General features: G+C 66.4%; 22 protein-coding genes and 1 pseudogene. 4 read left to right on the plus strand and 19 right to left on the minus strand.

Annotated elements, in window-relative coordinates; all coding sequences use genetic code 11:
- Positions 1 to 7: 7 nt before the first annotated feature.
- The 13 genes from BST47_RS24310 to fadD5 all read right to left on the minus strand — a co-directional run bounded on the left by BST47_RS24310 (position 8) and on the right by fadD5 (position 14698).
- Positions 8 to 865, minus strand: coding sequence for a mammalian cell entry protein (locus BST47_RS24310; RefSeq protein WP_083128246.1), 858 nt, complete (start codon positions 863 to 865; stop codon positions 8 to 10).
- Positions 832 to 1383, minus strand: a complete 552-nt coding sequence (locus tag BST47_RS24315) for an Rv1363c family protein (protein ID WP_083128247.1) — start codon at positions 1381 to 1383, stop codon at positions 832 to 834. Before BST47_RS24315 ends, BST47_RS24310 begins: the two co-directional genes overlap by 34 nt.
- On the minus strand, positions 1380 to 2351 hold the full coding sequence (locus BST47_RS24320; protein ID WP_083128248.1) for an RDD family protein: 972 nt from the start codon (positions 2349 to 2351) through the stop codon (positions 1380 to 1382). The genes BST47_RS24315 and BST47_RS24320 overlap by 4 nt, the downstream gene beginning before the upstream one ends.
- Positions 2348 to 2959: an Rv1363c family protein gene (locus BST47_RS24325; RefSeq protein WP_083128249.1), complete on the minus strand. Its 612-nt coding sequence runs from the start codon at positions 2957 to 2959 to the stop codon at positions 2348 to 2350. Before BST47_RS24325 ends, BST47_RS24320 begins: the two co-directional genes overlap by 4 nt.
- A complete protein-coding gene (locus BST47_RS24330) occupies positions 2929 to 4494 on the minus strand; it encodes an MCE family protein (RefSeq protein ID WP_083128250.1) in 1566 nt (521 codons plus the stop codon). Before BST47_RS24330 ends, BST47_RS24325 begins: the two co-directional genes overlap by 31 nt.
- 3 nt (positions 4495 to 4497) lie before the next feature.
- Positions 4498 to 5658 (minus strand): virulence factor Mce family protein, encoded by a 1161-nt coding sequence (locus BST47_RS24335; protein ID WP_083128251.1) that lies wholly within the window; start codon positions 5656 to 5658, stop codon positions 4498 to 4500.
- Positions 5658 to 7304 (minus strand): virulence factor Mce family protein, encoded by a 1647-nt coding sequence (locus tag BST47_RS24340; RefSeq protein ID WP_083128252.1) that lies wholly within the window; start codon positions 7302 to 7304, stop codon positions 5658 to 5660. The genes BST47_RS24335 and BST47_RS24340 overlap by 1 nt, the downstream gene beginning before the upstream one ends.
- 12 nt (positions 7305 to 7316) lie before the next feature.
- Complete coding sequence (locus BST47_RS24345; protein ID WP_083128253.1) at positions 7317 to 8888, minus strand: MCE family protein; 1572 nt, start codon at positions 8886 to 8888, stop codon at positions 7317 to 7319.
- The gene (locus tag BST47_RS24350; RefSeq protein ID WP_083128254.1) at positions 8885 to 9916 is read right to left on the minus strand and encodes a virulence factor Mce family protein; all 1032 of its coding nucleotides are present in this window, start codon (positions 9914 to 9916) and stop codon (positions 8885 to 8887) included. Before BST47_RS24350 ends, BST47_RS24345 begins: the two co-directional genes overlap by 4 nt.
- Complete coding sequence (locus tag BST47_RS24355) at positions 9913 to 11130, minus strand: MCE family protein (RefSeq protein WP_083128255.1); 1218 nt, start codon at positions 11128 to 11130, stop codon at positions 9913 to 9915. Before BST47_RS24355 ends, BST47_RS24350 begins: the two co-directional genes overlap by 4 nt.
- 4 nt (positions 11131 to 11134) lie before the next feature.
- A complete protein-coding gene (locus tag BST47_RS24360; RefSeq protein WP_083128256.1) occupies positions 11135 to 12004 on the minus strand; it encodes an MlaE family ABC transporter permease in 870 nt (289 codons plus the stop codon).
- Between the two features lies 1 nt (position 12005).
- Positions 12006 to 12803, minus strand: a complete 798-nt coding sequence (locus BST47_RS24365) for an MlaE family ABC transporter permease (protein ID WP_083128339.1) — start codon at positions 12801 to 12803, stop codon at positions 12006 to 12008.
- A gap of 212 nt (positions 12804 to 13015) precedes the next feature.
- Positions 13016 to 14698, minus strand: coding sequence for a fatty-acid--CoA ligase FadD5 (gene fadD5 / locus BST47_RS24370; protein ID WP_083128257.1), 1683 nt, complete (start codon positions 14696 to 14698; stop codon positions 13016 to 13018).
- A 72-nt stretch (positions 14699 to 14770) separates the two neighbouring features.
- Here fadD5 and BST47_RS24375 point away from each other — a divergent pair, with 72 nt between their 5' ends.
- Complete coding sequence (locus BST47_RS24375) at positions 14771 to 15463, plus strand: GntR family transcriptional regulator (RefSeq protein WP_207568691.1); 693 nt, start codon at positions 14771 to 14773, stop codon at positions 15461 to 15463.
- A 72-nt stretch (positions 15464 to 15535) separates the two neighbouring features.
- Here the strand turns inward: BST47_RS24375 and BST47_RS24380 are convergent, their stop codons facing one another.
- The 4 genes from BST47_RS24380 to BST47_RS24395 all read right to left on the minus strand — a co-directional run bounded on the left by BST47_RS24380 (position 15536) and on the right by BST47_RS24395 (position 18277).
- Entirely contained in the window at positions 15536 to 15976 is a 441-nt protein-coding gene (locus BST47_RS24380) for an SRPBCC family protein (RefSeq protein ID WP_083128259.1), read from the minus strand.
- Positions 15977 to 15992: 16 nt separating this feature from the next.
- A complete protein-coding gene (locus tag BST47_RS24385) occupies positions 15993 to 16439 on the minus strand; it encodes an acyl-CoA thioesterase (protein WP_083128260.1) in 447 nt (148 codons plus the stop codon).
- Positions 16440 to 16469: 30 nt separating this feature from the next.
- A complete protein-coding gene (locus tag BST47_RS24390) occupies positions 16470 to 17156 on the minus strand; it encodes a class I SAM-dependent methyltransferase (RefSeq protein ID WP_083128261.1) in 687 nt (228 codons plus the stop codon).
- 80 nt (positions 17157 to 17236) lie between these two features.
- Entirely contained in the window at positions 17237 to 18277 is a 1041-nt protein-coding gene (locus BST47_RS24395) for an alpha/beta fold hydrolase (protein ID WP_083128340.1), read from the minus strand.
- A 68-nt stretch (positions 18278 to 18345) separates the two neighbouring features.
- Here BST47_RS24395 and BST47_RS24400 point away from each other — a divergent pair, with 68 nt between their 5' ends.
- Positions 18346 to 19452, plus strand: a complete 1107-nt coding sequence (locus tag BST47_RS24400; protein WP_083128262.1) for an alcohol dehydrogenase catalytic domain-containing protein — start codon at positions 18346 to 18348, stop codon at positions 19450 to 19452.
- On the opposite strand, the gene BST47_RS24405 is transcribed toward BST47_RS24400, so the two are convergent.
- Complete coding sequence (locus BST47_RS24405) at positions 19436 to 20293, minus strand: mechanosensitive ion channel family protein (RefSeq protein ID WP_083128263.1); 858 nt, start codon at positions 20291 to 20293, stop codon at positions 19436 to 19438. The two genes, BST47_RS24400 and BST47_RS24405, sit on opposite strands and share 17 nt — an antisense overlap.
- 116 nt (positions 20294 to 20409) lie before the next feature.
- On the opposite strand from BST47_RS24405, the gene BST47_RS24410 reads away from it, so the two are divergent.
- Positions 20410 to 21531 (plus strand): L-talarate/galactarate dehydratase, encoded by a 1122-nt coding sequence (locus BST47_RS24410; RefSeq protein ID WP_083128264.1) that lies wholly within the window; start codon positions 20410 to 20412, stop codon positions 21529 to 21531.
- Positions 21528 to 22118, plus strand: a pseudogene (locus BST47_RS24415) (FadR/GntR family transcriptional regulator); the annotation flags it as partial. The gene BST47_RS24410 and the pseudogene BST47_RS24415, both read left to right, overlap by 4 nt.
- On the opposite strand, the gene BST47_RS31275 reads toward BST47_RS24415, so the two are convergent.
- Positions 22008 to 23687, minus strand: a complete 1680-nt coding sequence (locus BST47_RS31275) for a tripartite tricarboxylate transporter permease (protein WP_083128266.1) — start codon at positions 23685 to 23687, stop codon at positions 22008 to 22010. The pseudogene BST47_RS24415 and the gene BST47_RS31275 overlap by 111 nt on opposite strands.
- Positions 23688 to 23700: the final 13 nt, after the last annotated feature.

Below are 23700 nucleotides of genomic sequence, written 5' to 3' on the forward strand. Positions count from 1 at the left end.
GCCCGTCCTACAACTGCGGCGTCAGGTCAAACGATGTCACGGTGGACATCTTGGTGATCAACCACTTCGCGTGATCGCGCTCCATCGTCAGCCGATAGGACAGATACCGCAGCGAGGGAATGTTTTTCGTCACCGGGCTGGTCGCCACCGAGTTGGTGTACACGATCGCGGTGGCTTCGTCGGCGGACAGCGATTCCACGGCGGCACTCATCACCTGGGTGGTGTTGGTGACCTGGGCCTGTTTGTTGGGTGCGACGATCGCGTCGATGTACTTGCGGTACTCATCGGCGAAGTCGCCACCGAGGAAGACCTCGGCGCGGTCCGGCAGCGCTTCCATGTTGTCGGGGGTGTACGTCCACAGCGTGGAGATCGCACTGGCCGCGGTGCGGGCGACGTCGAGCTTCGTGTCGACCGTCGCGCGTTCGGCCAGATAGGGCTGGAGTGTGGCACCCGCGAAGGCGCCGGCCGCAACGAAGAGCGCTGCCGCGGCGGTGGCCGCGATGAGCAGTCGCTTTCCGGCGGGACGATGCGGCACCAGAATCCGGTCGTCGTCGGATTCGTCGGCCGGTTCGGCGTCAGCCTCCGACTCTGGGAGCTCGGCAGCTTCCTCGGGTTCCGGCGTCTGCACACCTTCGAAATCGTCTTCCGCTGCTTCCGCTTTGGGGGTGCGCCGCTTCTTACCCACGGGGGTCCGCGGCGCCTCGACGGGCTTGTCCGGATCGACAGGCTCGGCGGTAGTCTCGGTAACCGTCTGGAGCTCAGGCGTTTTCGGGCGGCGGCGTAACGAGAACCGGCTGCGGCGTGGTTCGGCCGGTGCATCCGCTTCGGTGGTCAGATCACCTGGATCAGCTGGCTGATCTTCCACTGTTGTCCTTCCTTGATGGCGGTTGCGACCCAACGGTTTCCGCTTTCGATCGTCGACTTTCCGTCCGGCGACTTGGACGTGATCTTCGTCGCGACCAGTACGTCGGCGCTTCCGTTGTCGTTCCACCGCTGTACGCCCGCGGCGACCACGGAGCCCGTGGTCGGTTCGGCCTGCGCCACCTGGATCAGGATCTCGTTCTGCTTCTCGGAGAACATGCTGGCGAACTCGCCGGTGCCCTGCGCCATGATCCGGTCGGTGTAGGCGTTGGCGTTGAACGGATCCAACGTGGTGTAGGAGGTCATGAACGCCTGCACGTAATCCAGAACCTGGGCATTGTTTGCGGTGTTGCGGACGTCGGCCCGGTGGCTGACGAGCATCAGGGTGCCCGCCGTGAGCGCCGCGGCGATCAATACCGATGCCAACGCGGCGATGAGTGGCAGGCCCCATCGCCGCGGCGGGTCCGGCTTCACCTCGAAGAAGTCGGGCTCGTCGGCCTCCATTCTGCGCCGCGGGCTCATTGGCCCGGCGCATTCATCTGCGGCTTCTTCAGCACGACGAGATTGGCGACCTTCCACTGGCCGTCAGCTGCCTTCTCGAACTCCACCCGCAGCGTCGCGGTGATGAACTTCAAGTCCTTCGGATCGGTGCCGCGCTGCCCCTGCAGCGCAATCAACATCGAGGCCTGCTCCGCCGTCGCCGACAGCACGGCGCTGCTGACCGCGAAGTACTCGTTCGACGTGGCGCCCGACTGCAGCACGAGCTGCTGTTGCGCGATCAACTGTTCCCGATAGCCGTCCGTCGTCAGCGACTGCGCATGCGAGAAGTCCTGCGGCAGTGACTCACTGTTGTAGCTGAGCAGCTGTTCGACGATCCGGGGACCCTGCTCGGCGATCTGCTGACGGGCGACGTCGACCGCCCGTTCGGGTCGGTACACCACGAGGTAACCCAAGCCGACGGCCACCGCGCACAGCACCGTCGCCACGACCAGCGCGATTGCCGCGGGCCTACGCGTATCACGTTGTGGCCGTTCGGCATTGTGCACCTCGGTGCGCAGCAACAGGTCGGCGAACGTGCGGCGCCTGCCGTCCCACAGCGGCCACAACCAGCCGACGAACAGCGCCGCGGTGTCCAGCAGGTGCACCAGGTCCCGGCCGGCCAGGCGCAGCACGCCGGGGGCGGCACCGTTTTGGGTGCGGACCGCGATGCCGAAGACCGCCCGGCCCAGGCTCCAGCCGGTGATCGTCGGTAGCAGCAGCCGGTTGACCGCCATCGCGACGATCACACACGCCGCCGTCGCTACGTACACCCACCACAACCAGCCGAGCCACGGTGCGCTCCACGCCGACACCGCCATGGTTGCGATCACCGCAACCCCGAGGAGGACGTCGATGGCGATCGCACCCGCCCGTGCCGGCCAGGACGCCAGCGACGGTCCGGCCTCCACCTCGGTCTGCGACGAGTCCACAGTGTCCAGTACAGCTGTCACGAGGTGACCTGGTCCAGTTGTGCGATCTTGTAGGTGCCGTCGGCCGGCGCCATCTGCAGCCGCAGCCGATAGCCCTGCTCCTGGTCGGCGGCCTCGGAGTTGGTCACCTTCACCCGCACCGCGACCAGGACCTGGAAGGATCCGTCGTCGTTGTGCCGTTCCACCGCGGCGCGCATGTCGGACACCTGCACCGTCACATTGGCGGCCTGGTAGGCGTCGACAAGGACCCCGCTGTACAGGCTGGCCTGCGCACCGAAATCACCCGTCGAACATTCGATGATCTTCGACTGTGCCACGCTCATCGCCGTCACATCGGGCGCGTGCGTCGCCGCCACACAATCCCGGGCTGCCTGCAGGGCGGCGGATTCCTCACGCGCAGCCTTCTCGCTCTGCTGGTTCGCCTTCAGCAAGAGAAAGCCCGCCACCGCCCCGGCCCCGGCGAGCACCAGCAGGCCGGCGCAGATCGCGGCAACCCAACCGCGACCAAGCCGCGCCGGGCGATGCTCGTCGGCGGATCCTTCGGTTTCGGGTTCTACTGCTAACGACTCGTCGAGCGCCTCATCAGCATCGGTGGGGTTCAGCTGGCTGGTGCCAGCATCTCCTTCCATCCGTCGTCTCCTGGGTTGCTCGAATTTGTGACGTTGTACCTGACACCGTCCGGTCCCACGACCTGGCCGCTGGACGGGCTGTAGACGGCCGTGGAGCCCGGGGGCCCTGGTGCCGGAGTGTAGATGCACGGGTTGGGCTGCTGTCCACTGCAGGTGACGCTGCCCTGGCCAGGGGGGCTGAGCGGGTCACTGATCGGCGCCGTCGACTGCGGCGGAGGCAGTACGTCGGCAGACGCCGGATTCACACCGTTGTTGACGCTCGGGGCCGGAATGACACCGCGTCCGGGGTTGACGCCCTGATCGCAACGCGCACCCGGCGCCGGGCAGGACAGGACCTGGTTCGGATCGCCGTACCACGGATTGGTGCCCAGCGGCACGTACGGTTCGGGACTGCGGCATTCCATCGGCGTGGCCGCGCGCTTGCCCGGCACGTCAACGCACGGATAGTTGCGGGCACCACGAACGACGTTGCCCTGGTAGTCCTTCGGGATCTTGCAGTAGGTGCCCTTGGGCAGCGGTGCCATGCTCGTATCCGCCGGCGAACGCCACTCCGACGCAGGCAGGAAGCCGGTCAGACACGGCGGCGGCTGGTTGATCGCCAGCACGAGCGGCAACTGGCCGAGGTCTTCGAAGATCGTTCCCGCCTGGGCGGCCGACGCGCCCTGCGGCAGCATCACCAGCGACTGTTCCAGACCCTTGTTGTAGCGCTTGAGCATGTCGATGACGATCGACAGGTTGGCCAGTGTCTGGGGCAGTGAGTCGCGCACACCGCCGAACACCGCGTTCACCTGATCGAGCGTCGGGGCGGCGTCCTGGATGCCACTACGCAGCGCAGCATCCTGCTCTGCCGTCTGTGCGGCGATGACGTTCAGGTTGCGCGACCACGCCTCGATGTTGTCGCCGGACTGAACCTGGCTGTCCAGGATCGGTGCCGAGTTGGCGATGATGTCGTTGACCTGCGGCAGGTTGTCCTTGAAGCCCTCCGCCAAGTTGCTGGTCGAGTCGACGAGCCGTTGCAGCGCCGGCCCCAAACCGCCCACGGCGTTGGACGTCTCGGTGAGCAGCGCGTCGATCTTCTCCTTGGGCAGTACCGCCAGGCCTTCGTTGGCGGCGTCCAGTGCGGGCCCGACCTCGCTCGGCACGGTGCTGTCGGTGATGGTCGACCCCGGGCTGAGGAACTGGCCCGGATTGCCCGTCGACACCAGGTCCAGGTACTGCTCGCCGATCGCCGACACGGAGTGCACGTTGGCGGATGCATCCGCGGGGATCTTGTACCGGTCGTCGATGCTCATCGTCGCCAGCGCGCCCGACTCGGTCGGCACGACGCTGGTGACCTTGCCGATCTGGGTGCCTCGGTAGGTCACGTTGGCCGTCGCGTACAGACCGCCGGAACGCGGTAGCTGCGCCTTCAGCTCGTACTGCCCGATGCCGATCAGGCTCGGTATCCGCAGGTAGTACACGCCGAGCACGGTGATGGCGATGATCGTCAGGATGGTGAACAGCACCAGCTGGAACTTGATGAACCTGGTCAGCATTGCTCACTCACCCCTTTCGACCAGTGGGCCGCCCGGTGCGTTGTGCGGGTTCGGCGTGAAGCGAACGTCCGGGATCATCGTCGCCGGGTCGCGGCCCCAGGACTGCTCGAGTGCGCGCAGCATGCCCGACACCCCAGTGCCCGACAAGGCGGCGTTGTCGAGCGCCGACAGCGTTAGGTCGACCATCAGCGACGCGTTGAGGTAGTCACCGCGAATGACCTTCGGCACGTTCTCGATCGAGAACGGTGCGGTGAGCATCAGCTTGAGCGCACCGATCACATACGGTGACGCCCGGCCAAGCTGCTTCAGCGGCCGCTGCAAGTTCTGCAGGTTGGTGTTGAGGTTGTCGCTCGCGGGCGCCAGTGCGTTGTCGGCGGCGACGCTGACCCGGCCCAAGGCCTCCACCGCATCGGCGAACAGATCGCGGGTATCCGCGAAATGCTTGATCAGCGGCGGGAATTCGGTCAGCACCTGATCCAGCGTGTCGTTGCGCTGAGCCACGATCGACAGCAGCCGGTTGGTGGAGTCGATCGCGCGGGTGATGTCCTGGGTCTGCTTGTTCAGTTCATCGGTGAACGTGTCGAGCTTGTTGAGGAACTCGCGGATCTGGTCGGCCCGGCCGTTCAGCACGTTGAAGATCTCGGTCTGAATCGTCTCGAGGTTCGACACACCGCCGCCGCGCAGGATCGTGGCGATACTCGCCAGCACCCGCTCGGTGCTCGGGAACGCCGTGCTGTTCTTCAACGGAATCGTGTCGCCCGTGCGCAGCGGTTGGCCCGACGGATCCGGCGGCGGCTCCAGCTCGACGTGCTGGCTGCCCAGCAGGCTGGTCTGGCCGATCCTGGCCAGCGCGTTGGACGGCAGCCCGAGGTTGGGCTCCATGTCCAGGGTCAGCGTCGCCACCCAGTTCTTCAGCTCGATCGCGCGAACCCGGCCGACGAACACGTCGGCCACCCGGACGCGGCTGTTGACGTTGAGCGCCAACGTGTCCGGCATCTGGACATAGATCGTCATCCGCTCCGAGCCGGTGCCGGGACCACCGGGCAGCTCGACGTTGGAGATGCCGCGCCACGGCCACACCCCGCACGAACTCAGCGTCACCGCGATCGCCACCAGCGCGACGGTGCGTAGCGCGATTCGACTCCATCTGCGACGGGTCATCATCAGCCTGCCTCAGCGGGTAGTGACGGTCCGACCGGCGCGGGCGCCGCTGCCGGGGCTGGTGCTGGTGCGGATCCCGGGAAGGGCAGCGGACCTGTCATTGCCGCACCGCCCGGATCACCCGCGACCACACCCGGCGCCGGGCCGGGCACCGGACCCGGCTGCGGATACCACGGCGGCGGCAGCGGAGTGTTCTCGGTGTACGCGTTCGGCGGGCCGGCCTGATGTGGACCGCCGAAGGTCGGCGGTGCGGGCGGGATCACGCAGTCGGGTCCGCCCATCAGTTCCGCGAGGCACTCAGGGAACATCATGTTCTTGGTGAGCGGCTGCACCTCGACGCCCTGCATGCCGGGCGCGGTCACCCAGCCAGGCTCGTGGTTGCCGTGCGAGAACAAGGTGTCGCGCGACCAGATACCCGGCACGGTGGTGTCCTTGTATCCCGGTGGCGGCTGCAGCCTCGGCTCCGAGTAGGCGATGTGCTTGGGCAGGGTCATCGCCGTGGTGGTCTGGTTGATGCCGAACGGCAGGAAATTGAACTTGATCGCGTCCAGGATCGGCGCGAGGTACTGCGCGCACATCTCGGCCGACTCCTGATAGCCCAGCCGACTGCCCGCCTGAATCGAGCTGCAGATGAACTGGATCGGGTTCGCGAAGTTATTGATCACCGGGAAGCTATTCACGCCACCGGTGACCGGGGACACGATGTTCATCAGGTTGGCGCCCAGGTTGGGGAACACATGCAGCGCGGTCTCCAGCCCGTCCTTGGAATCCGGCTGCAGAATCGCGTTCGTGACGTCGGCCAGGTTGTTGACGTCATGCGTCAGCACCTCGGCGTTCTCGTCGAGGAAGCTGCGGGTGGTCGCCAGAAGTGTGTTGAGGTCCTGCAGCGCGTTGGCGACCTCGCGGTCGGTGTTGGTGAACGCGTTGGTGAACGTCGCGAGGTCGTCGTTGAGTGCGACGAACTGCTGATCGCTCTGGTAGAGCGCGTTGACGAACAACGCCAGGCTCTTGACCACGCCGAAGAAGTCGCCGCGGCCTTCGTTGAGCGTGAACAGCGCCTCGGACAAACCGTTGAGGGTCTTGTTGAGCTGCTCGCCCTTGCCGGCGAAGCCGTCGGCCGCCGACTCGATGATGTCGCCGAACGGGCCCTTGGGTTGTTCCGGTGTCGGCCCCAGGTCGCGCAGGATGCGGTTGATGGAGTCGCGCAGTTCGTCGTACTCCACCGGCACCTGTGTGCGGTCGAGGTCGATGACGGCGCCGTCTTCCAACACCGGTCCGCCGGTGTAGGGCGGTGACAACTGGATGGTCCGCGAGGCGACCAGGCTGGGGTTGAGGATCGACGCCGTGGCGTTGGCGGGCACCTTGAACTTGTTCTCGTAGTTGAAGGTCACCTTCATCTTGTCGCCGGCCGGATCGATCGATTCGATCGTACCGACCTTGACGCCCATGATCTGTATCTTGTCGCCGGGATACAGCGCCAGCGTTTCCGGGAAGTAGGCGACGACGGTGTTGGTGGTCAGCTTCTTGTACAGGTTCCATCCGACGATGGCGGCCACCAGCGCGAGGATCACTATGATCGTGCCGATGATCACCGCAGCACGGGATACCTTCGGCAGCTGCATGTTTCGTACGTTGAAGATCGTTGCCATCGGTTACACCCCCTACTGGCCCTGTGAAAGTGGTGGAAGGAACGGCGGGTTGCCAGGCAGTGGCGGGGTGCCCGCCGGCCCCGCGTCAGGACCGGGTCCCGGCGGCGGTGGCGGTCCGGTCAGCGCCGGCGGCAGCGGAGCGATACCCGGCGTGAAGTCCGGCGGCAGCGGAGGCTGCGGGCCCACGGGGACTGTGCGAGCGCCCGGCGGAGCCGGCGGCAGCGCGGCGGGGGCACCGGGCATATCCGGTGACACCTGACCGGGGATCGCGGCGGCAGGCACACCCGGCGACGGCTGCGGGCCGTGCACGTTCGAGTCCGACGTTACGACGTTGGGCGGACCGTATGCGGGACCGCCGAACGGTCCGATCGACAGGTTCGCGCACGGCAGCGGATTGCCCGGGGTCGGGATCCCGTCGGCCGCAGGCGTATACGAGCATGGCGCACCCTTCAGCACGCCGGGTCCGGGATTCTCCGGCGTGCCCTCCAGGACGGCAGGCCCGGGCGCCGGAGCGCCGTTCGGGAAGCGGGCCCCGTTCGGATCCGGGAACCGCCAAGCGGGCAGACCCGCGTCGCCCCAGAACTTTTCGGGGTCGATACCGCGCTTCTTGAACGCGGCGTCGACGAACGGCTGCAGGATCTGGCCGGGCAGCAGGTTGACGAGCATGACCTTGAAGTAGGGACCCGACGCGACGGCTTCACCGAGGGACGCCACGAAGCTGGCGACCGTGGTGAGCGTGTCCATCAGGTCGAACCGGCGCTCGGAAAGGACATCGCTGACCACGCGCAGTTGTTCGAGCACGCGGTTCAGGTTCGGGTTGTCGTCGATGAATCCCTTGACCTGTTCGGAGAACGAGCCCACGCGTTCGAGCAGCATGCTGACCGCGTACTGGCGTTCGTTGATCGCGCCGAGCAGCTGCTGGGCGTTGACCAACAGCTTGTTGATCTGTTCGCCGCGGTTGCCGAGAATTCCGGCGATCTGGTTCGCATTGGCCAGCAGCTGCTTGATCTGGTCGTCGCGCTTGCCGATGGTGTCGGAGAACCGCGCCACGCCGTCGAGTGCGGCGGACAGGTGCGGATAGGTCTGATCGATCGTCTCCGACAAGACATTCAGCGACCTCTTCACGGTCTGGGTGTCCCAGCCCGAGGATGCTTCGGTCACGTCGAAGAACGCGTCGTAGATCTGATACGGCGTCGTGGTCTGACCCAGCGGCAGAGTCCCGTTGGCTTTCAACGGTTCTGAGCCGCGCGGTTCGATCTCGATGTTGCGGCGGCCGAGGATGGTGTCGGTGCGGATGGCCGCCCGGCTCTCGGTGCCGATCTGCGTGCCGTCGAGCGAATAGCCGATCAGCACCTTGTCGCCGTCGATCTCCGCACTGCGCACGAGGCCGACATCCACGCCGGCGATGCGCACCTTGTCGCCGTTGTTGAGGCCACCGGTGTCGGAGAACTCCGCGTAGTACGTGGGTGTCGCGAACAGCATCGGTACGCTGGCGAAGCTCTGCCCGACACCGATGACCAGGATGAGGACAAGGATGCCCATCAGCCCGTTACGGACGCGGTTCGATCCCTCCAGGGTTCTCATTGCGGCGTGCACCTACCCGACGGCTGGCTGAAGAGTTTGACGGTGCGGACCGGACCGCCCGGCTGCAGCCCGTTCATCCGGATCGAGATGTCGCACGAGTAGAAGTTGAAGAAGTCGCCGTAGATTCCGCCGGCCCGCCCAATGATCTTGAACGCGGTGGGCAGCCTGGTCAGGATGTCGTTGAGTTTGTCTCGCTGGTCGACCAGCGGTTGCTGTACCGCCTCGAGATGGCCCACCGTGCTCTGCAGCAGCGGACGGTTGTCCGCCAACAGATCCGCGATGGTGCCCGCGGCGTCGCTGATGTCGGCCACCGATGACGCGATGGGGTCGGCGCGGTCGTTCAGCCCCGTGATCAGGGTCTCGAAATTCTGCACCGTCTCGTCGAACTGCTGCTGGTGCTTGACCGTGGTGTCGAGCACGGTGTTGAGGTTCTTGATCACCTCTCCGATCGCCTGGTCACGGTCGGCCAGCGTCGACGTCAGCGCCGCGGTCTGGTCGAGGATGTCGTTGATGGTGCCGCCTTGGCCCTGGAAGATCGTAATGATCGACTCGGCGATGGTGTTGACCTTGTCCGGATCGAGGGCCCGGAACACCGGGCGGAATCCGCCGATCAACGCGTCGAGATCCAGAGCGGGTTCGGTCTGCGTGACCGGGATGGTGCCCCCACTGGGCAGCCGCCTGTCGCTCTCGCCGCGCTTGAGCTCCATGTAGCGGTCGCCGATCAGGTTCAGGTAGCGGATCGAGGCGGTGGTGCCGTCGAACAGCGGCAGCGAGCGGTCCACGCTGAAGTCGACCCGGACCAGCGAGCCGTCGTTGATCAGCTCGACCTTGGAGACTTTGCCAACCTCCACACCGGAAGCACGGACGAACTGTCCGGCCCGGAGCCCGCTGGCGTTGGAGAACACCGCCGAATAGCCGGTGGTGCGGTCGAAACGCATCTGCCCGAACACCACGATGATGATCGCGGTGAACAGCAACAGCACCAGGGAGAAGGCGCCGAGCTTGATGGCGGTACCGGTGATTTTCATGGGTTGATCGTGTTCTCCCCGATCTGGCGACCCCAGACGTACTCGATCAGGATCGGCTGGCCCAACTCGAAGTGGTTGTACGGCGCAATAGAGGCACCGGTGTCCATCACGAGGTGCGGCGCCGGCCACAGGTCACGGGTGATGGGCTGCCAGCAGCCGGGCTTGCCCTCGGGGCCGCCCCTGGCGTTCACACGCGGCAGGTTGTCCGGGTACACGTAGGGGTTGCCCGCGCCCAAGCCCATGAGGGCCGACAGCGTCCGCAGCGAGTAGCCATTGCCGCCAAGTGACGCCGCCACCTTTGGTTCGACGTCGTGGAAGTTGCGGATCGTGCAGAACAGCGCCGGGCTGTACTCGTCGAGGATCTCCGACGGGCGGATCAGATCCTCCGCGCCGCGTACCAAATACGGGCCGCCGCGCTCGAACACGTCCGCGCCGGTGTTGCCGAAACCGACGGCCGCCATCAGCGCCTGGTCGATGGTGCCCTGCTCCTGGTTGAGCGTGCGGGCCGTGGTGACCGCGTTCTGCAGACCGTCGAACAGATCCGGTGACGCGTCGGCGTAGACGTCGCCGAGGTCGGCCAGCAGCTGGTTGTCCCGACGGAGTTGGGGCATCTGCGGATTGATGTCGTCGAGGATCGCGTTGCCGTTGATGATCGACTGACCGAAGCGGTCACCCAGCCCATCGAGTGCCTCGGCGGTGGCCGCCAGCGTCTGGTTCAATTTGATCGGATCCACCTGCGACGAGACCTCCACGACGGTCTCGAACAAGGTGTTGAACTCGGTGGTCACCTTCGTCACGTCGATCACGTCCGACGGCGTGATCCGTTGCGGTGACGGGTCTTTCGGCGACGTGAACGAGATGTACTTGTTGCCGAAAACCGTGGTCGCGCTGATGTCGGCGGTGACGTTCTTCGGAATCAGGTTGATGTACTTGGGGTCGACGTCGAGGACGATCTTGGCCCTCGGCTCGCCGTCGACATCCACCGCGTTGACGGTGGCCACCCGGCCGATCTCGACACCGTTGTAGGTGACCTTGGCGCCGGGGTCCATCGACAGACCGGCGCGCGCCGACATCATCGTCAGCTGTTCGCGCTTCAGGAAGTCTCCGCGGAACTGGAAGTACACCAGCACCACGGCGACGATCACCAACAGCGTCAACACCAGCCCCGCCAGTTTGTACGGCGGGGTGCGCGAGGCGTTCAGGGGTGCGGTCATGGCGCTACACCGTCAGGTTGAAGTTCGGGTCGACGCCGTAGAGCGCCAACGATGCGAACAGGACCACGCAGACGATCGCGACCAGAGAGGCGCGCATCGAGCGGCCGACGGCCTCGCCGACGCCCACCGGCCCGCCGCTGGCGAAGTAGCCGTAGTAGCAGTGGTTGAGCATCACGATGACCGAGATGACGATCGCCTGAACGAATGACCACATGACGTCGTCGGCGCGCAGGAACGTCCGGAAGTAGTGCTCGTAGGTGCCGATCGACTGTCCGTAGAAAAACGTCGTGGTCACCTGGGCCGACAAAAAGCTCATGATGATCGCCATCGCGTACAGCGGGATGATCACGATGAAGCCGGCCATGATGCGCGTCGACACCAGGTACGAGATCGACTTGATGCCCATCACCTCGAGCGCGTCGATCTCTTCGCTGATTCGCATGGCGCCCAGTTCCGCGGTCGCGCCGGCACCGACCGTGGCGGCCAGGGCCTGACCCGCGACGACGGGTGCCGCGATCCGGACGTTGATCAGGGCGGCGAAGAAGCCGGTGAACGCCTCGACACCGATGTTGCCCAGCGACGCGAAGCCCTGGATGGCGACCAGCGATGAGCCCGACAGCGTGACGAACCCGACGATCGCGACGGTGCCGCCGATGACGGCCATCGCGCCGGTCCCCATACCGATCTCGGCGATCAGCCGCAGTGTCTCCTTGCGGTAGTAGCGCAGTGCGTGGCCGACCGAGCCGATGGCGGTGACGACGAACCACGCGACGTGTCCGACGCTGTCCAGGAGTCGCGCCGGGGCCGTGACGACACCGGTTCCGCGAGAGACCGCCCGCGGGAACCGAGAACGCAGGACCTGGGTTGTCGACACGTCAGCTCCCCGTTCCGAATCGGACGCCGATCGTGGTCAGCACCACGTTCACGGCGAAGAGGGCGATGACGCACAGCACCAGCGTCTCGTTGACCGCGGTACCCACGCCCTTGGCGCCACCGGCGACCGTGAGTCCGCGGTAGCAGCCGACCAGACCGGCGATCAGTCCGAAGGTCATGGCCTTCACGACCGAGATCAGCACCTCGGGCAGCCCGGTGACGAGGGTGAGGGTGGAGACGTAGGCGCCTGCGGAGACGTTCTGCAGGTAGACGCCGAAGATGAAGCCGCCGACCAGGCCGATGGTGATCACGGCCCCGTTGAGCAGCAGCGCGACGAACGTCGAGGCGATCACGCGTGGGACCACCAGTCGCTGGATCGGGTCGATGCCGAGCACCTCCAGCGCGTCGATCTCCTCGCGGATGGTGCGGGCGCCGAGGTCGGCGCAGATGGCCGTCGAGCCGGCGCCGGCGACCACGAGCACGGTCACCAGTGGCCCGAGCTGGGTGACGGCGGCCAGCGCGGCGCCCGCGCCGGAGATGTCGGCCGCGCCGAACTCGGTCAGCAGGATGTTCAGCGTGAAGATGAGGAGCACGGTCAGCGGGATGGAGACCGCGACTGTCGGCAGGAACGCCACCCGCATCAGGAACCAGCTCTGGAGGATGAACTCGCGCCACTGGAACGGCGGCTTGAAAGTCGCTTTGGCGGTGAGCACGCACATCCGAACGAATCCGCCGACGGCGGTCAGACCTGGCCGAATCTGATCGCGGACGTAACCGACGATGTCGGTCTGCGCCGTCACCGACATCCTCCTACGACGAGACCCCGCCCATCGTGGCGCGACGGCAAATCCTGTCGCACGCGGCCTCCTTGCCCCAACCCGATGACTGTGACCAGCGTCTCCCTACCCGCCGGTAGTAAGACAGACCACAGGACTGTACCCGATGCCATCCCTTCGCTGCATGGCATCTGAAAGATTGAGCCCTGAACCGTTAGCAAACTCGTCCCAATTCCCTAATTCTCTTGTGCGCCAGCAGAAACCGTTGACGGAGTAGCACTTTCGCCTGCGTCAATCCGTTTCCCGGCGCCGAAACGCACTCGTAGTTCCGTCTTGAGCACTTTGCCAGCCGGGTTGCGGGGGAGCGCGTCCACGATCTCCAGCGCCTTCGGATGCTTGTATCGCGCAAGGCGTTCGGACAGGAAATTCTCGAGGTCCGCGAGCCCGAGCTCGCCGTCGCCGCCGAGCGCGATCACGGCCACCGGCACCTCACCCCATTTGTCGTCCGCGCGGCCGATCACGGCCGCCTCGGCGATGGCGGGATGTGCGGCAAGGACATTCTCGACCTCGGCGCAGTAGATGTTCTCGCCGCCGGAGATGATCATGTCCTTCTTGCGGTCCACCACCCAGATGTAGCCCTCCTCGTCCTGACGGACGAGATCGCCGGAATGGAACCAGCCGCCGGCGAAGGCTTCCGCGGTGGCCTTAGGGTTGTTCCAGTAGCCGGCCATCAGCGTGGGTGCGCGATAGACGATTTCGCCGACCTGGCCGATCGCGACGTCGTTCATGTCCTCGTCGACGACGCGCGCGGACACCGTCGGAATCACCTTGCCGACCGAGCCCCGCTTGCGTATCGCGTCGTCACCCAACAACATGCACGTCACCGGCGACATCTCGGTCTGGCCGAAGGCGGCGAGGATCTGCGTTCCGGGGAAGGTCTCAGACATGCTGCGCAGCAATGTATCCGAGGCCGGTGCGGCACCCCACGAGAGGACCCGCAGCTTCAGGTTCCTCGGACGCGCGCGCTGCTCGGCGACGACCGCCTGCCATTGCGAAGGCACCAGGAAGATGCCCGTCACCGCTTCGGCGTCGAGGACGTCGAGCAGTGTGCCCGGGTCGAACGCGCCGAGCGGGTAGAGCACCGTCGGCCTGCCGAGCAGCAGACCGATGATCATGTTCCCGATGCCCGCGATGTGGAACAGCGGCACCCCGACGAACCCGACGTCGTTGTTGAGATCGGCGCCGTTGGTGAACAGGAACGTCATCGCCTGCCCGGCGAGGTTGTTGTGCGTGAGGACCGCGCCCTTGGGCCTGCCGGTGGTTCCCGAGGTGTACATGATCAGAGCGGGCGAGTCGTCGGGGATGTCGACGAGGGGTGGCGCGTCGCCAGCTTCGGCGATCAGGTCGTCGTAGCCGACCAGGCCTACTTCGGTGGTGCCGCCGGCCACCACGACGGTCGTCAACGTCGGATCGATGTCGCGGACCGCGGTCGCCACGTTGGCGAGCACCGATTCGGTGATGACGACCTCGGCCTGACAGTCGCTGACCAGGAAGGCGATCTCGGGCGGGGTCATCCGGAAGTTGACCGGCACCGCGATGGCGCCGAGCTTGTTGATCGCGAGGAACGACTCGATGAACTCGGTGCGGTTGAGCATCAAGATCAGCACGCGGTCGCCGAATTGGACTCCGCGCCCGCTCAGGGCACCTGCGAGGGCGCCGACGCGGCTATCGAGTTCGCCCCAGGTCGTGGTGCGGCCGAGGAAACGCAGGGCGGTTTCGCCAGGCTGCATCAGGGCGTGCCGCGCGACCTGGTTCGTCCAGTTCTGACGACGTGCGAGGAACGGCTGTTCAGTCGGGTCCGGCTCCGTCAACGGCGAGTGTCCCCTCCGGTTGCGCTGGGGTGATATTTGATCAAACATGGTGTTGCCCCGGTCACAGTATGGCCTCGGCGGCTCGGGTACAACCCCATGCCAGACGGACCCGGAGAGCCAGTGAACGCACCCCCGAGAGCCCGGGCGAAGCCCCGACGCGCGTTGCGGCGCGAGCAGCTGTCCGAACAGGTGGCGGCCCGGTTGCGCACCGACATCATGACCGGTGTCCTGCGGCCGGGGACCTTCATCCGACTGGATGAGACCGCCGCTGAGCTGGGCGTCAGCATCATGCCGGTCCGCGAGGCGCTGCGCACCCTGCGCGGCGAGGGCATGGTTGCGCTCGAACCGCACCGGGGTCACGTCGTGGTTCCCCTGACCCGCGGCGATGTAGAGGACATCTTCTGGCTGCAGGCCACGATCGCCAGGGAGTTGGCGGCGACGGCGGCCGAGCGGATCACCCCGGCGCAGATCGATGAGCTGGAGCATCTCAACGAAGCTCTGGCCGAGGCCGTCGACCACCATGAGCCCGACGCGATCGCGTCCGCGGAGTTCGCGTTCCACCGGGCGTTCAACCGATCCACCGGTCGCATCAAGCTCGCGTGGTTCCTCTTACATGTGGCGCGATATCTGCCGGGCCACATCTATACGGAAAGCCCGCAGTGGGGGGTTTCGGCCATCGCCGCGCACCGCGCGATGATCGCGGCGCTGCGCGTGGGCGAGGTAGACACGGTGGTCAGGCTGACCGGCGGCGAGTTCGACGACGGCGCGCAGCGGCTGCTCGCCCGGCTCGACGAGACGAAGTTGTGGGGCTGAGTCTCTTGCGCGAACGTGGGTTACCCGCACGCAATCGACCTGATTTGCGTGCAACGAGCCCACACTCGGGTCCTAGGAAGCGGAGAGTTCCTCGGCGCGGGCCTTCAGATTGTCCGCCAGGTAGTCGAGCGTGTCGCCGATCGCCTTCTTCACCATCTGGCTCGGGATCGGCAGTTTGGTCTCGACATCGAGGTCGACCGTCAGCAGCGACGTCGCCCCCATTGGGACCACCGCGAACTTCTGCTCCTGCTTCTCGAAGAACTCACCCTGCTGCAGCACCGTCTGGATCTGGTTCTGGTCGGGGTAGTAGACCGCGGTGATGAAGGTGCCCGACTGCCCCTGGACGACGACGTCGAGACGCAGCTGGCTGGGCCGGCCGTCGTCGTAGCGCGCCAGCACCCAGCTGCCCTTGATCTCCTCGTTCCACACCGGGTACGACTCGAAGTCCGCGACGATCCCCATGATGGCCTCGGCGGGGGCGGTGACCTCGACTGTCTTGCTCACAAACGGCATTGCACGAGCATATCGACTAGTCGACGCACGCCTTTTCGAGCAGCGAGCGGATCACGGCCGGGATCGGCATGGGTCGGCGGTTCGCCCGGTCGACGTACACATGCACCCAGTGGCCGACCGCCGCGACGGGTTCGTCGGGTCCATCCGCCTGCCACAGCCCCAACCGGTATGTCACGCTGCTGGAGCCCAGCCGGGCCACCGCCAACCCGACGAAAAGCGGTTCAGGGAACCGCAATTCGTCGAAGTACTGGCATCCCGATTCAGCGACCACACCCAACCAGGGCACCTCCGTCGGGTCGATATCGCAGTTGGTGTTGATCCAGCCGTTGATCGCCGTGTCGAACAGTGCGTAGTACACCGCGTTGTTGAGGTGGCCGAACATGTCGTTGTCGGTCCATCTCGTCGACACCGGCCAGTGCACCGGAAAGTCGGCACTGGTGAGCTCCCGCTCGCTACCGGTCATGGCAGCAGTCTCGCAGGCGTCGCCGCTCCCTTACAGTCTGCAGGGCCCGTGGTCTCGTGTCGCACGACCCATGGCGAGGGGGTGGACGAGGGCAGGCATGCCGCGCCACACAACGTCTTGGGCCGCCACTGTGAAGCCGCAGGCGCGCATCCGCCCGACGGTGTCGCGGTTGCAGCGGCAGCCGCCTGCGAAGTGGCGCCACGGTGCGGCCAGCTTGTCCTGGACCGCCGCCAGCAGCCGCGAGCCCGCCCGCACATGTTCGATGAACAGCAGCTGTCCGCCGGGCCGGAGGACACGCGCGATCTCGCGCAGCGCAGCGTCGGGGTCGTCGACCGTGCACAGGGCGAGCGTGGAAACGACGGTATCCACTGATGCGTCGGCGAATGGTAGCCGCTCCGCTTGAGCGTCGACAACTTCTGTGGCACAACGATTTACGTCTGTCCGGCGCGAGAGCTTCTTGCGCATTCCTGGTTCGGGTTCGGTCAGCAGCAACTCGGTGACCGCCTCCGGATAGTGCGCGATGTTCAGCCCGGTCCCGGAGCCGATCTCGACCACGCGACCATAGGCGTCGGCGAGCAAGGTTGCACGCCGGCCACGCATGCCTGCGATCTCACCCAGCCAGAGAAAGGGGTCGTACACGAGGGCGAAGATCCGCAGCCACGCGGCGGACGGCGGGTTCTCCCGCGCAGTCAAATTGATGCTGGCGATGTCGGTCATGCCGCAAAGCTAGGCGCGGCCACCGGGCGCGCGCATCGCCCGATGCGGCCATCTTCTGCAGATGGCCCGTTGCGGCCACGTCACAAGATTCCGAGACGCGCAGCTTCGGCGACGGCGGCAGTTCGTGAAGTGCGGCCCAGCTTGCGGCGGATGTTCGCGACGTGCCGGTGCACGGTGTGCGAGCTGAGCACGAGGTGCTCCGCGATTTCGCGATCGCTGAGACCACGCGCGATGCACGCGAGGATTTCGCGCTCGCGCGCCGACAGCACTTGCTCCGGCGCGCTCGTAGCGTGCGGCAGTGCCGGCAGCTGTCCCAGCGCTTCGCGACATGCGCGAACAACGGAATCGGCGTCACCGTGCCACGGGAAGTGCGCGCTTCCTTTCAGCGGGATGAATGTCGCGCCCGGAATCGCCGCCGCGACCTCGCGCCCGAGCCGGTACGGCACGGCACGGTCGTCACGACGATGCACCACCCACGTCGGCGAGCGGACGAGCGGAAGCCGGTCTCGAACATCGAGCCGGTAGACGAGGGCCAAGACCGCTGCGGCGGTCTCGGCCGTCGCAGACTCACGCTGCAATCGACCGAAACGCTCGTGCTCGTCAGCGTTGGCGCCGCCGAGAAAGATGTCGCCGAGCAGACGTGATCCCAAGCCCCAATGTGCTTGTATCGCAGCCAGTATCGCGTCGCCCACACCAGGCGCGGTGATCGCCGTTCCATCCGGGTACGACCCGTACAGCACCAGCCGCTCGACCCGCTCGGGAAACGCCGCGGCGAACGCGACCGCCGTGCAGCTCCCGGACGAGCCGCCGATGAGCGAAACGCGTTCGAGCCCGAGCTCGTCGACGAGCGCGCGCAACGTCGCGACCTCGCTGTCGAGGGTCAGGTCGGACTCGTGCAGCGTGTGGTCCGACATGCCGACTCCGAGCCGGTCGTACCGGATCAATGTGTATCCGTCGGCGATTCCGTCCCAGAATCGACGGAAATCGGGGTTCTGCCAGTCGAGTTCGAGGTGACTGACCCACCACGCCGGAGCGACCAGCGGTGGACCGCTGCCGCGCACCTCGTACGCCACCCGGCGTCCGCCGACGGGCAGAAACCGGATCTCGGATCTCTCCAGCATCACCCGCAGCGTAATGCGAATTCGGCGGCGGATTGTCGACTCGGCGTCGTTGCGGGCAGGCTGTAGTCATGAGGATCAGCGGCGCCGTACTCGAACAGATCGGGCTCGAGAGGCCGTACGCCGAAACCAGGCCGCTGGTGGTGCACGACCTCGACCTGGCTCCCCCGGGCGAGGGTGAACTCCTCGTCCGCATCGAAGCCGCCGGAATGTGCCATTCCGACCTGTCCGTCGTCGACGGCAGCAGAGTCCGGCCCGTGCCGATGCTGTTGGGACACGAGGCGGCGGGCGTCGTCGAGGACGTCGGGCCCGGGGGTTCGAACGCGGCCGTCGGTCAGCGCCTGGTGATGACCTTCCTGCCGCGGTGCGGTGCCTGCGAGGCGTGTGCGACCAACGGGCTCACCCCCTGCATACCCGGGACCGCCGCCAATTCCGCCGGCACCCTGATGACCGGTGAACGCAGGCTCTCCCGCGACGGTCAGCCGATCCATCATCACCTCGGCGTCTCGGGTTTCGCCACGCACGCCGTCGTCGACCACCGTTCGGTCGTTCCGGTGCCCGCCGACGTACCCGCGGAGGTCGCGGCGCTACTCGGCTGTGCGGTGCTGACCGGCGGCGGCGCGGTGATCAACGCCGGACGGCCACAAGCGGGTGACACCGTGATCGTCGTGGGACTCGGCGGGGTGGGCATGGCTGCGGTGCTGACCGCTCTCTCGCACGACGATGTCCGCGTCATCGGTGTCGATCAGCTACCCGCCAAGCTCGAGCTGGCCCGCACCATGGGCGTGCACGAGGCGTACACGGCGGACGAAGCGCGCGAGGCCGGGCTCAAGGCCGCCGTCGTGATCGAGGCGGTCGGGCATCCCCAGGCGGTGGAGACCGCCGTCGACCTCACCGCTGCGGGCGGCCGCACCGTCTGCGTCGGGCTCCCCCGCCCGGATGCGCGAGTCAACTTGTCGCCGTTGGGCTTTGTCGCAGAGGGGCGGTCGCTGATCGGCAGCTATCTCGGATCTGCCGTGCCCTCGCGCGAGATCCCGCACTTCGTCGGTCTGTGGCGGGCAGGCCGGCTACCGGTCGAGTCGTTGGTGTCGGCGACGATCACGCTCGACGAAATCAACTCCGGCATGGATCAACTCGCCGACGGCAAGGCCGTGCGGCAGATCATCCGGTTCGACTAGCCGCGGCTTCGGCATCCGCGACGCCCGCGCGCCGCAACCCCGCGACGATCAGGGCGCGCAGCCGACGACTCACCTCGAATTGCTTGCCGGGCAGCGTGCGTGCCACCACGCGCAGGTTCACGGTGTCCTTCTCGATGCTCTCGACGCCCATCAGTTGCGGCTCGTCGAGCAGCAGCTCGGGCAGGCCGTCGTCGTGCATCGCCATGGTCGACACCTCGCGCAGCGCGTCGTTGACGACGTTGATGTCGGCCGACGTCGGGACCGGGACGTCGACGACCGCCCGCGCCCAATCCTTGGAGAGGTTGAGGGATTTGACGATCTGGCCGTTGGGCACGGTGAACACCTCACCGTCGCTGGTACGAAGTTTCGTGACACGCAACGTCACGTCCTCGACCGTGCCGCGGGCCTCACCACCCGCCGTCACGGTCAGCGCGACCAGATCGCCGAACCCGTACTGCTTCTCGGTGATCAGGAAGAAGCCGCTGAGCAGATCCTGCACGATGCGCTGCGCGCCGAAACCGAGCGCGGCACCGAGCACCGCCGCGGGCGCCACCAGCGAGCCGATCGGCAGGCCGAGCTGATTGGCGATGTCGACGGCGACGACGACGTACAGCACAGCGATGGCGACCGACGAGATCACCGAGGCAACCGCACGACGGTGTTTGACGCGCTCGGGTCGCAGCACCGAGTCGGCGGCGTCGCCGCTGTCCCATCGCTTGCTGATGCGACGGGCGATGAACCGGATCACCCGCGTGGCGATGATCGCGAACACCACCACCAGCGCGATGTGCAGGCCTTTTGTCATCAGCCATTCGGTAAGTGAGTCAAGTGTCGATTGCATATCCAGATGGGCTTCCCGACTGCCCCGCGGGATCAAACACCACGGCTATGTGATCCGCCCAACAACTTGTATGATGAGTTGCGTACTCATCATATGACTTGTTGTAGGAGTTCTGAATGGCCGACCGCATTCGCCACATCACGCTGTCCCACGTTGTTCTCCCCCTGGCCAATCCGGTCAGCGACGCCAAGGTGCTCACCGGCAGGCAGAAGCCGCTGACCGAGACCGTGTTGCTGTTCGCCGAGGTCACCACCGAGCAGGGCCTGGAGGGCATGGGCTTCAGCTACTCGAAGCGCGCGGGCGGGCGGGCCCAGTTCACCCATCTCGCCGAGGTGGCCGACAGCGCGATCGGGGCGGACCCCTCCGACATCGACCGCATTTACCAGTCGCTGCTGTGGGCGGGCGCTTCGGTGGGCCGATCGGGTGTGGCGACTCAGGCCATCGCCGCCCTGGACGTCGCGCTGTGGGACCTCAAGGCGCGGCGGGCCGGGCTGCCATTGGCCAAGCTCATCGGCGCGCACCGCGACTCCTGCCGCGTCTACAACACCTCCGGCGGCTTCCTGCAGGCATCCGTCGACGAGATCAAGGAGAAGGCGACCGCCTCGCTGGAGTCTGGCATCGGTGGCATCAAAATCAAAGTGGGGCAACCGGACTGGAAGAAGGACCTCAAGCGGGTGGCCGCGATCAGGGAGCATCTCGGGGAAACGCCGCTGATGGTGGACGCCAATCAGCAGTGGGACCGGGCGCGGGCCCGACGGATGTGCCGCGAACTCGAGCGGTATGACCTCGTCTGGATCGAGGAGCCGCTGGACGCCTGGGACGCCGTCGGACACGCGGACCTCAGCCACACTTTCGACACCCCGATCGCGACGGGCGAGATGCTGACCTCGGTGCCCGAGCACATGGCGCTGCTGGACGCCGGCTACCGCGGCATCGTCCAACCCGACGCGCCCCGGATCGGCGGCATCACCCCGTTCCTGCGCTTCGCGACGCTGGCCGCCCACGCCGGGCTGGCACTGGCCCCGCACTACGCGATGGAGATCCATCTGCACCTGGCGGCCACCTACCCGACCGAACCGTGGGTCGAGCACTTCGAGTGGCTCAATCCATTGTTCAACGAGCGCATCGATATTCACGACGGCCGGATGTGGCTACCCGATCGGCCCGGCCTCGGCTTCTCACTGTCTGAGCAGATGCGGACGCTGACGAAGGAAAGTGCCGAGTTCGGCCCGCGATGAGCACGACACTGGCTGCGCGGGTGGTCGCCGGTTTGAAGGACAAGATCCTCGCCGGTGACCTCCCTGCGGGTTCCAAGTTGCCGTCCGAGACCGAGCTCATCGAGGAGTTCGGCGTGTCCCGCACGGTCATCCGCGAAGCGGTGACGCGGTTGCGCGCCGAGGGTCTGGTCGAAACGTTCCACGGCCGTGGATCATTCGTGCTGGCGGTGCCAGAGCCGACGTCGTTCACGGTGGGGTCCACCGCGATCCGCACTCATCAGGACGTGCTCGACATGATCGACTTCCGGCTCGGCATCGAAACCGAGGCGGCCGCGCTGGCGGCCGCCCGGTGCGACACCGCGGGCCGCGCCGCGCTTCAGGCGGCGCTGGCTGCGTTCGTCGCCGCCGGGCCCGAGGACGCCGTGGAGGCCGACTTCAGATTTCACCGCGCGATCGCGGCGGCCGCGGGCAACCGCTTCTACGTGGACCTGCTGGACTCACTCGGTCCGATGATGATCATGCTTCCCCGGATGCGGCTGGGTGACTCCTACTCGCTCACCGACGCCAGTCACGTCGACCGGGTCCGGTCCGAGCACGGCAACATCGTCGCCGCCGTCCTCGCCGGTGACTCCGCGGCCGCCCGCGCCGCGATGCGGGTCCACCTCGCCAACTCCCGTCGCCGGCTCGACCCGCGCTGAACTCCGGCGCTGGCGCAGCATCCGGATCATCGGCAGCACGATCAGCAGCGCGAACACCGCGAGGATGACGCCGGAGATCGGCCGGGTCACGAATCCCGTTGGGTCGCCGCCGAAGATGAGCAGGGACCGCCTCGAACTCGACTCGATGATGGAGCCCAGCACGAACGCCAGCACCAAGGGCCCGGGGTCGAAGCCCGCCTTCTTCATCAGGTAGCCGACGACGCCGAAGGCCACCATCACGTAGATGTCGAAGACCGAGTTGTTGATGGTGTACACGCCGAGGATTGTGATGAGCGCCGTGATCGGCGCGAGGATCGCCGGCCGCACCTTGAGGATCCGCACGAACAACCCGACCAGAGGGATGGACAGGATCAGCAACAGAATGTTGCCGATGTACATCGAGTTGATGACGCCCCAGAAGACGTCGGGGTGTTCGTCGACCAGCTGCGGGCCGGGTGAGATGCCGAGGATCAGCAGGGCGCCGAACAGCATGGCCATCGTCGCGTTGGCGGGCAGGCCAATGGTGAGCAGCGGAATGAACGATGACGTGGCCGCAGCGTTGTTGGCGGTTTCCGGTGCTGCGACGCCTTCGATCGCACCGCGGCCAAAGCGCTCGGGGGTCTTGGACCGCCGTTTCTCGGTGGCGTAGGCGACGATCGAGGAGAGCACCGCGCCACCGCCAGGCAGCACACCGAGCACGAAGCCGATGATCGATCCGCGGCCCATCGCTCCTGACGACTGTTTGAGGTCTTTGCGCGACGGCCAAACATTGCCGACCTCGGCGGGCACATGCTTCTTGCCGTGCCGCTGCTCGAGGTTGTAGAGGATCTCGCCGACGCCGAACAGACCCATGGCCACCACGACGAAGTCGATGCCGTCGGTGAGCTGCAGGCTGTCGAACGTGAAACGCGAAGCCCCGGTGAAGCTGTCGCGCCCGACTGTCGCCAGCAACAGGCCCACCGTGCCTGCGATCAGCGCCTTGAGCTTGTTGCCGCTGCCGATCGTGGCGACCAACAGCACGCCGAGTAGCGCCAGGGCGGCGTATTCGGGTGGTCCGAAATTCAGCGCGACGCTGGCCACCACCGGGGCTAGCAGAGTGAGCCCGATGATCGAGATCGTCGCTCCCACAAAGGAACCGATGGCGGCGATGCCCAGCGCAGTGCCGGCCTTGCCCTGTTTGGCCAGGGCGAACCCGTCGAACACGGTGACCACCGATGACGCCTCGCCGGGTAGGCGTAGCAGCACCGAGGTGATGGTGCCGCCGTACTGGGCGCCGTAGTAGATGCCGGCGAGCATGATGATGGCCGAGACCGGGTCGATGGTGTAGGTGATGGGCAGCAGGATCGCGATGGTGGCCGCGGGCCCGAGGCCCGGAAGCACGCCGATGATCATGCCGATCAGCACGCCGATGAGGCAGTACAGCAGGTTGTGCGGTTCGACGACGAGGGCGAACCCGTCCAGGAATGCGGTGAAGTCCACGGTTGGCTCCTGG

This window comes from Mycolicibacterium tusciae (genome assembly GCF_002086795.1).
Lineage (GTDB): Bacteria > Actinomycetota > Actinomycetes > Mycobacteriales > Mycobacteriaceae > Mycobacterium > Mycobacterium tusciae.

Coding starts and splice junctions, on each gene's coding strand:
- fadD5 (WP_083128257.1), bottom strand. CDS start 14,698: ATGTTTGATCAAATATCACCCCAGCGCAACCGGAGGGGACACTCGCCG.
- BST47_RS24350 (WP_083128254.1), bottom strand. CDS start 9,916: ATGAAAATCACCGGTACCGCCATCAAGCTCGGCGCCTTCTCCCTGGTG.
- BST47_RS24325 (WP_083128249.1), bottom strand. CDS start 2,959: ATGGAAGGAGATGCTGGCACCAGCCAGCTGAACCCCACCGATGCTGAT.
- BST47_RS24330 (WP_083128250.1), bottom strand. CDS start 4,494: ATGCTGACCAGGTTCATCAAGTTCCAGCTGGTGCTGTTCACCATCCTG.
- BST47_RS24385 (WP_083128260.1), bottom strand. CDS start 16,439: ATGACCGGTAGCGAGCGGGAGCTCACCAGTGCCGACTTTCCGGTGCAC.
- BST47_RS24405 (WP_083128263.1), bottom strand. CDS start 20,293: ATGCAATCGACACTTGACTCACTTACCGAATGGCTGATGACAAAAGGC.
- BST47_RS24315 (WP_083128247.1), bottom strand. CDS start 1,383: ATGAGCCCGCGGCGCAGAATGGAGGCCGACGAGCCCGACTTCTTCGAG.
- BST47_RS24390 (WP_083128261.1), bottom strand. CDS start 17,156: ATGACCGACATCGCCAGCATCAATTTGACTGCGCGGGAGAACCCGCCG.
- BST47_RS24400 (WP_083128262.1), top strand. CDS start 18,346: ATGAGGATCAGCGGCGCCGTACTCGAACAGATCGGGCTCGAGAGGCCG.
- BST47_RS24410 (WP_083128264.1), top strand. CDS start 20,410: ATGGCCGACCGCATTCGCCACATCACGCTGTCCCACGTTGTTCTCCCC.
- BST47_RS24355 (WP_083128255.1), bottom strand. CDS start 11,130: ATGACCGCACCCCTGAACGCCTCGCGCACCCCGCCGTACAAACTGGCG.
- BST47_RS24340 (WP_083128252.1), bottom strand. CDS start 7,304: ATGGCAACGATCTTCAACGTACGAAACATGCAGCTGCCGAAGGTATCC.
- BST47_RS24345 (WP_083128253.1), bottom strand. CDS start 8,888: ATGAGAACCCTGGAGGGATCGAACCGCGTCCGTAACGGGCTGATGGGC.
- BST47_RS24395 (WP_083128340.1), bottom strand. CDS start 18,277: ATGCTGGAGAGATCCGAGATCCGGTTTCTGCCCGTCGGCGGACGCCGG.
- BST47_RS24380 (WP_083128259.1), bottom strand. CDS start 15,976: ATGCCGTTTGTGAGCAAGACAGTCGAGGTCACCGCCCCCGCCGAGGCC.
- BST47_RS24335 (WP_083128251.1), bottom strand. CDS start 5,658: ATGATGACCCGTCGCAGATGGAGTCGAATCGCGCTACGCACCGTCGCG.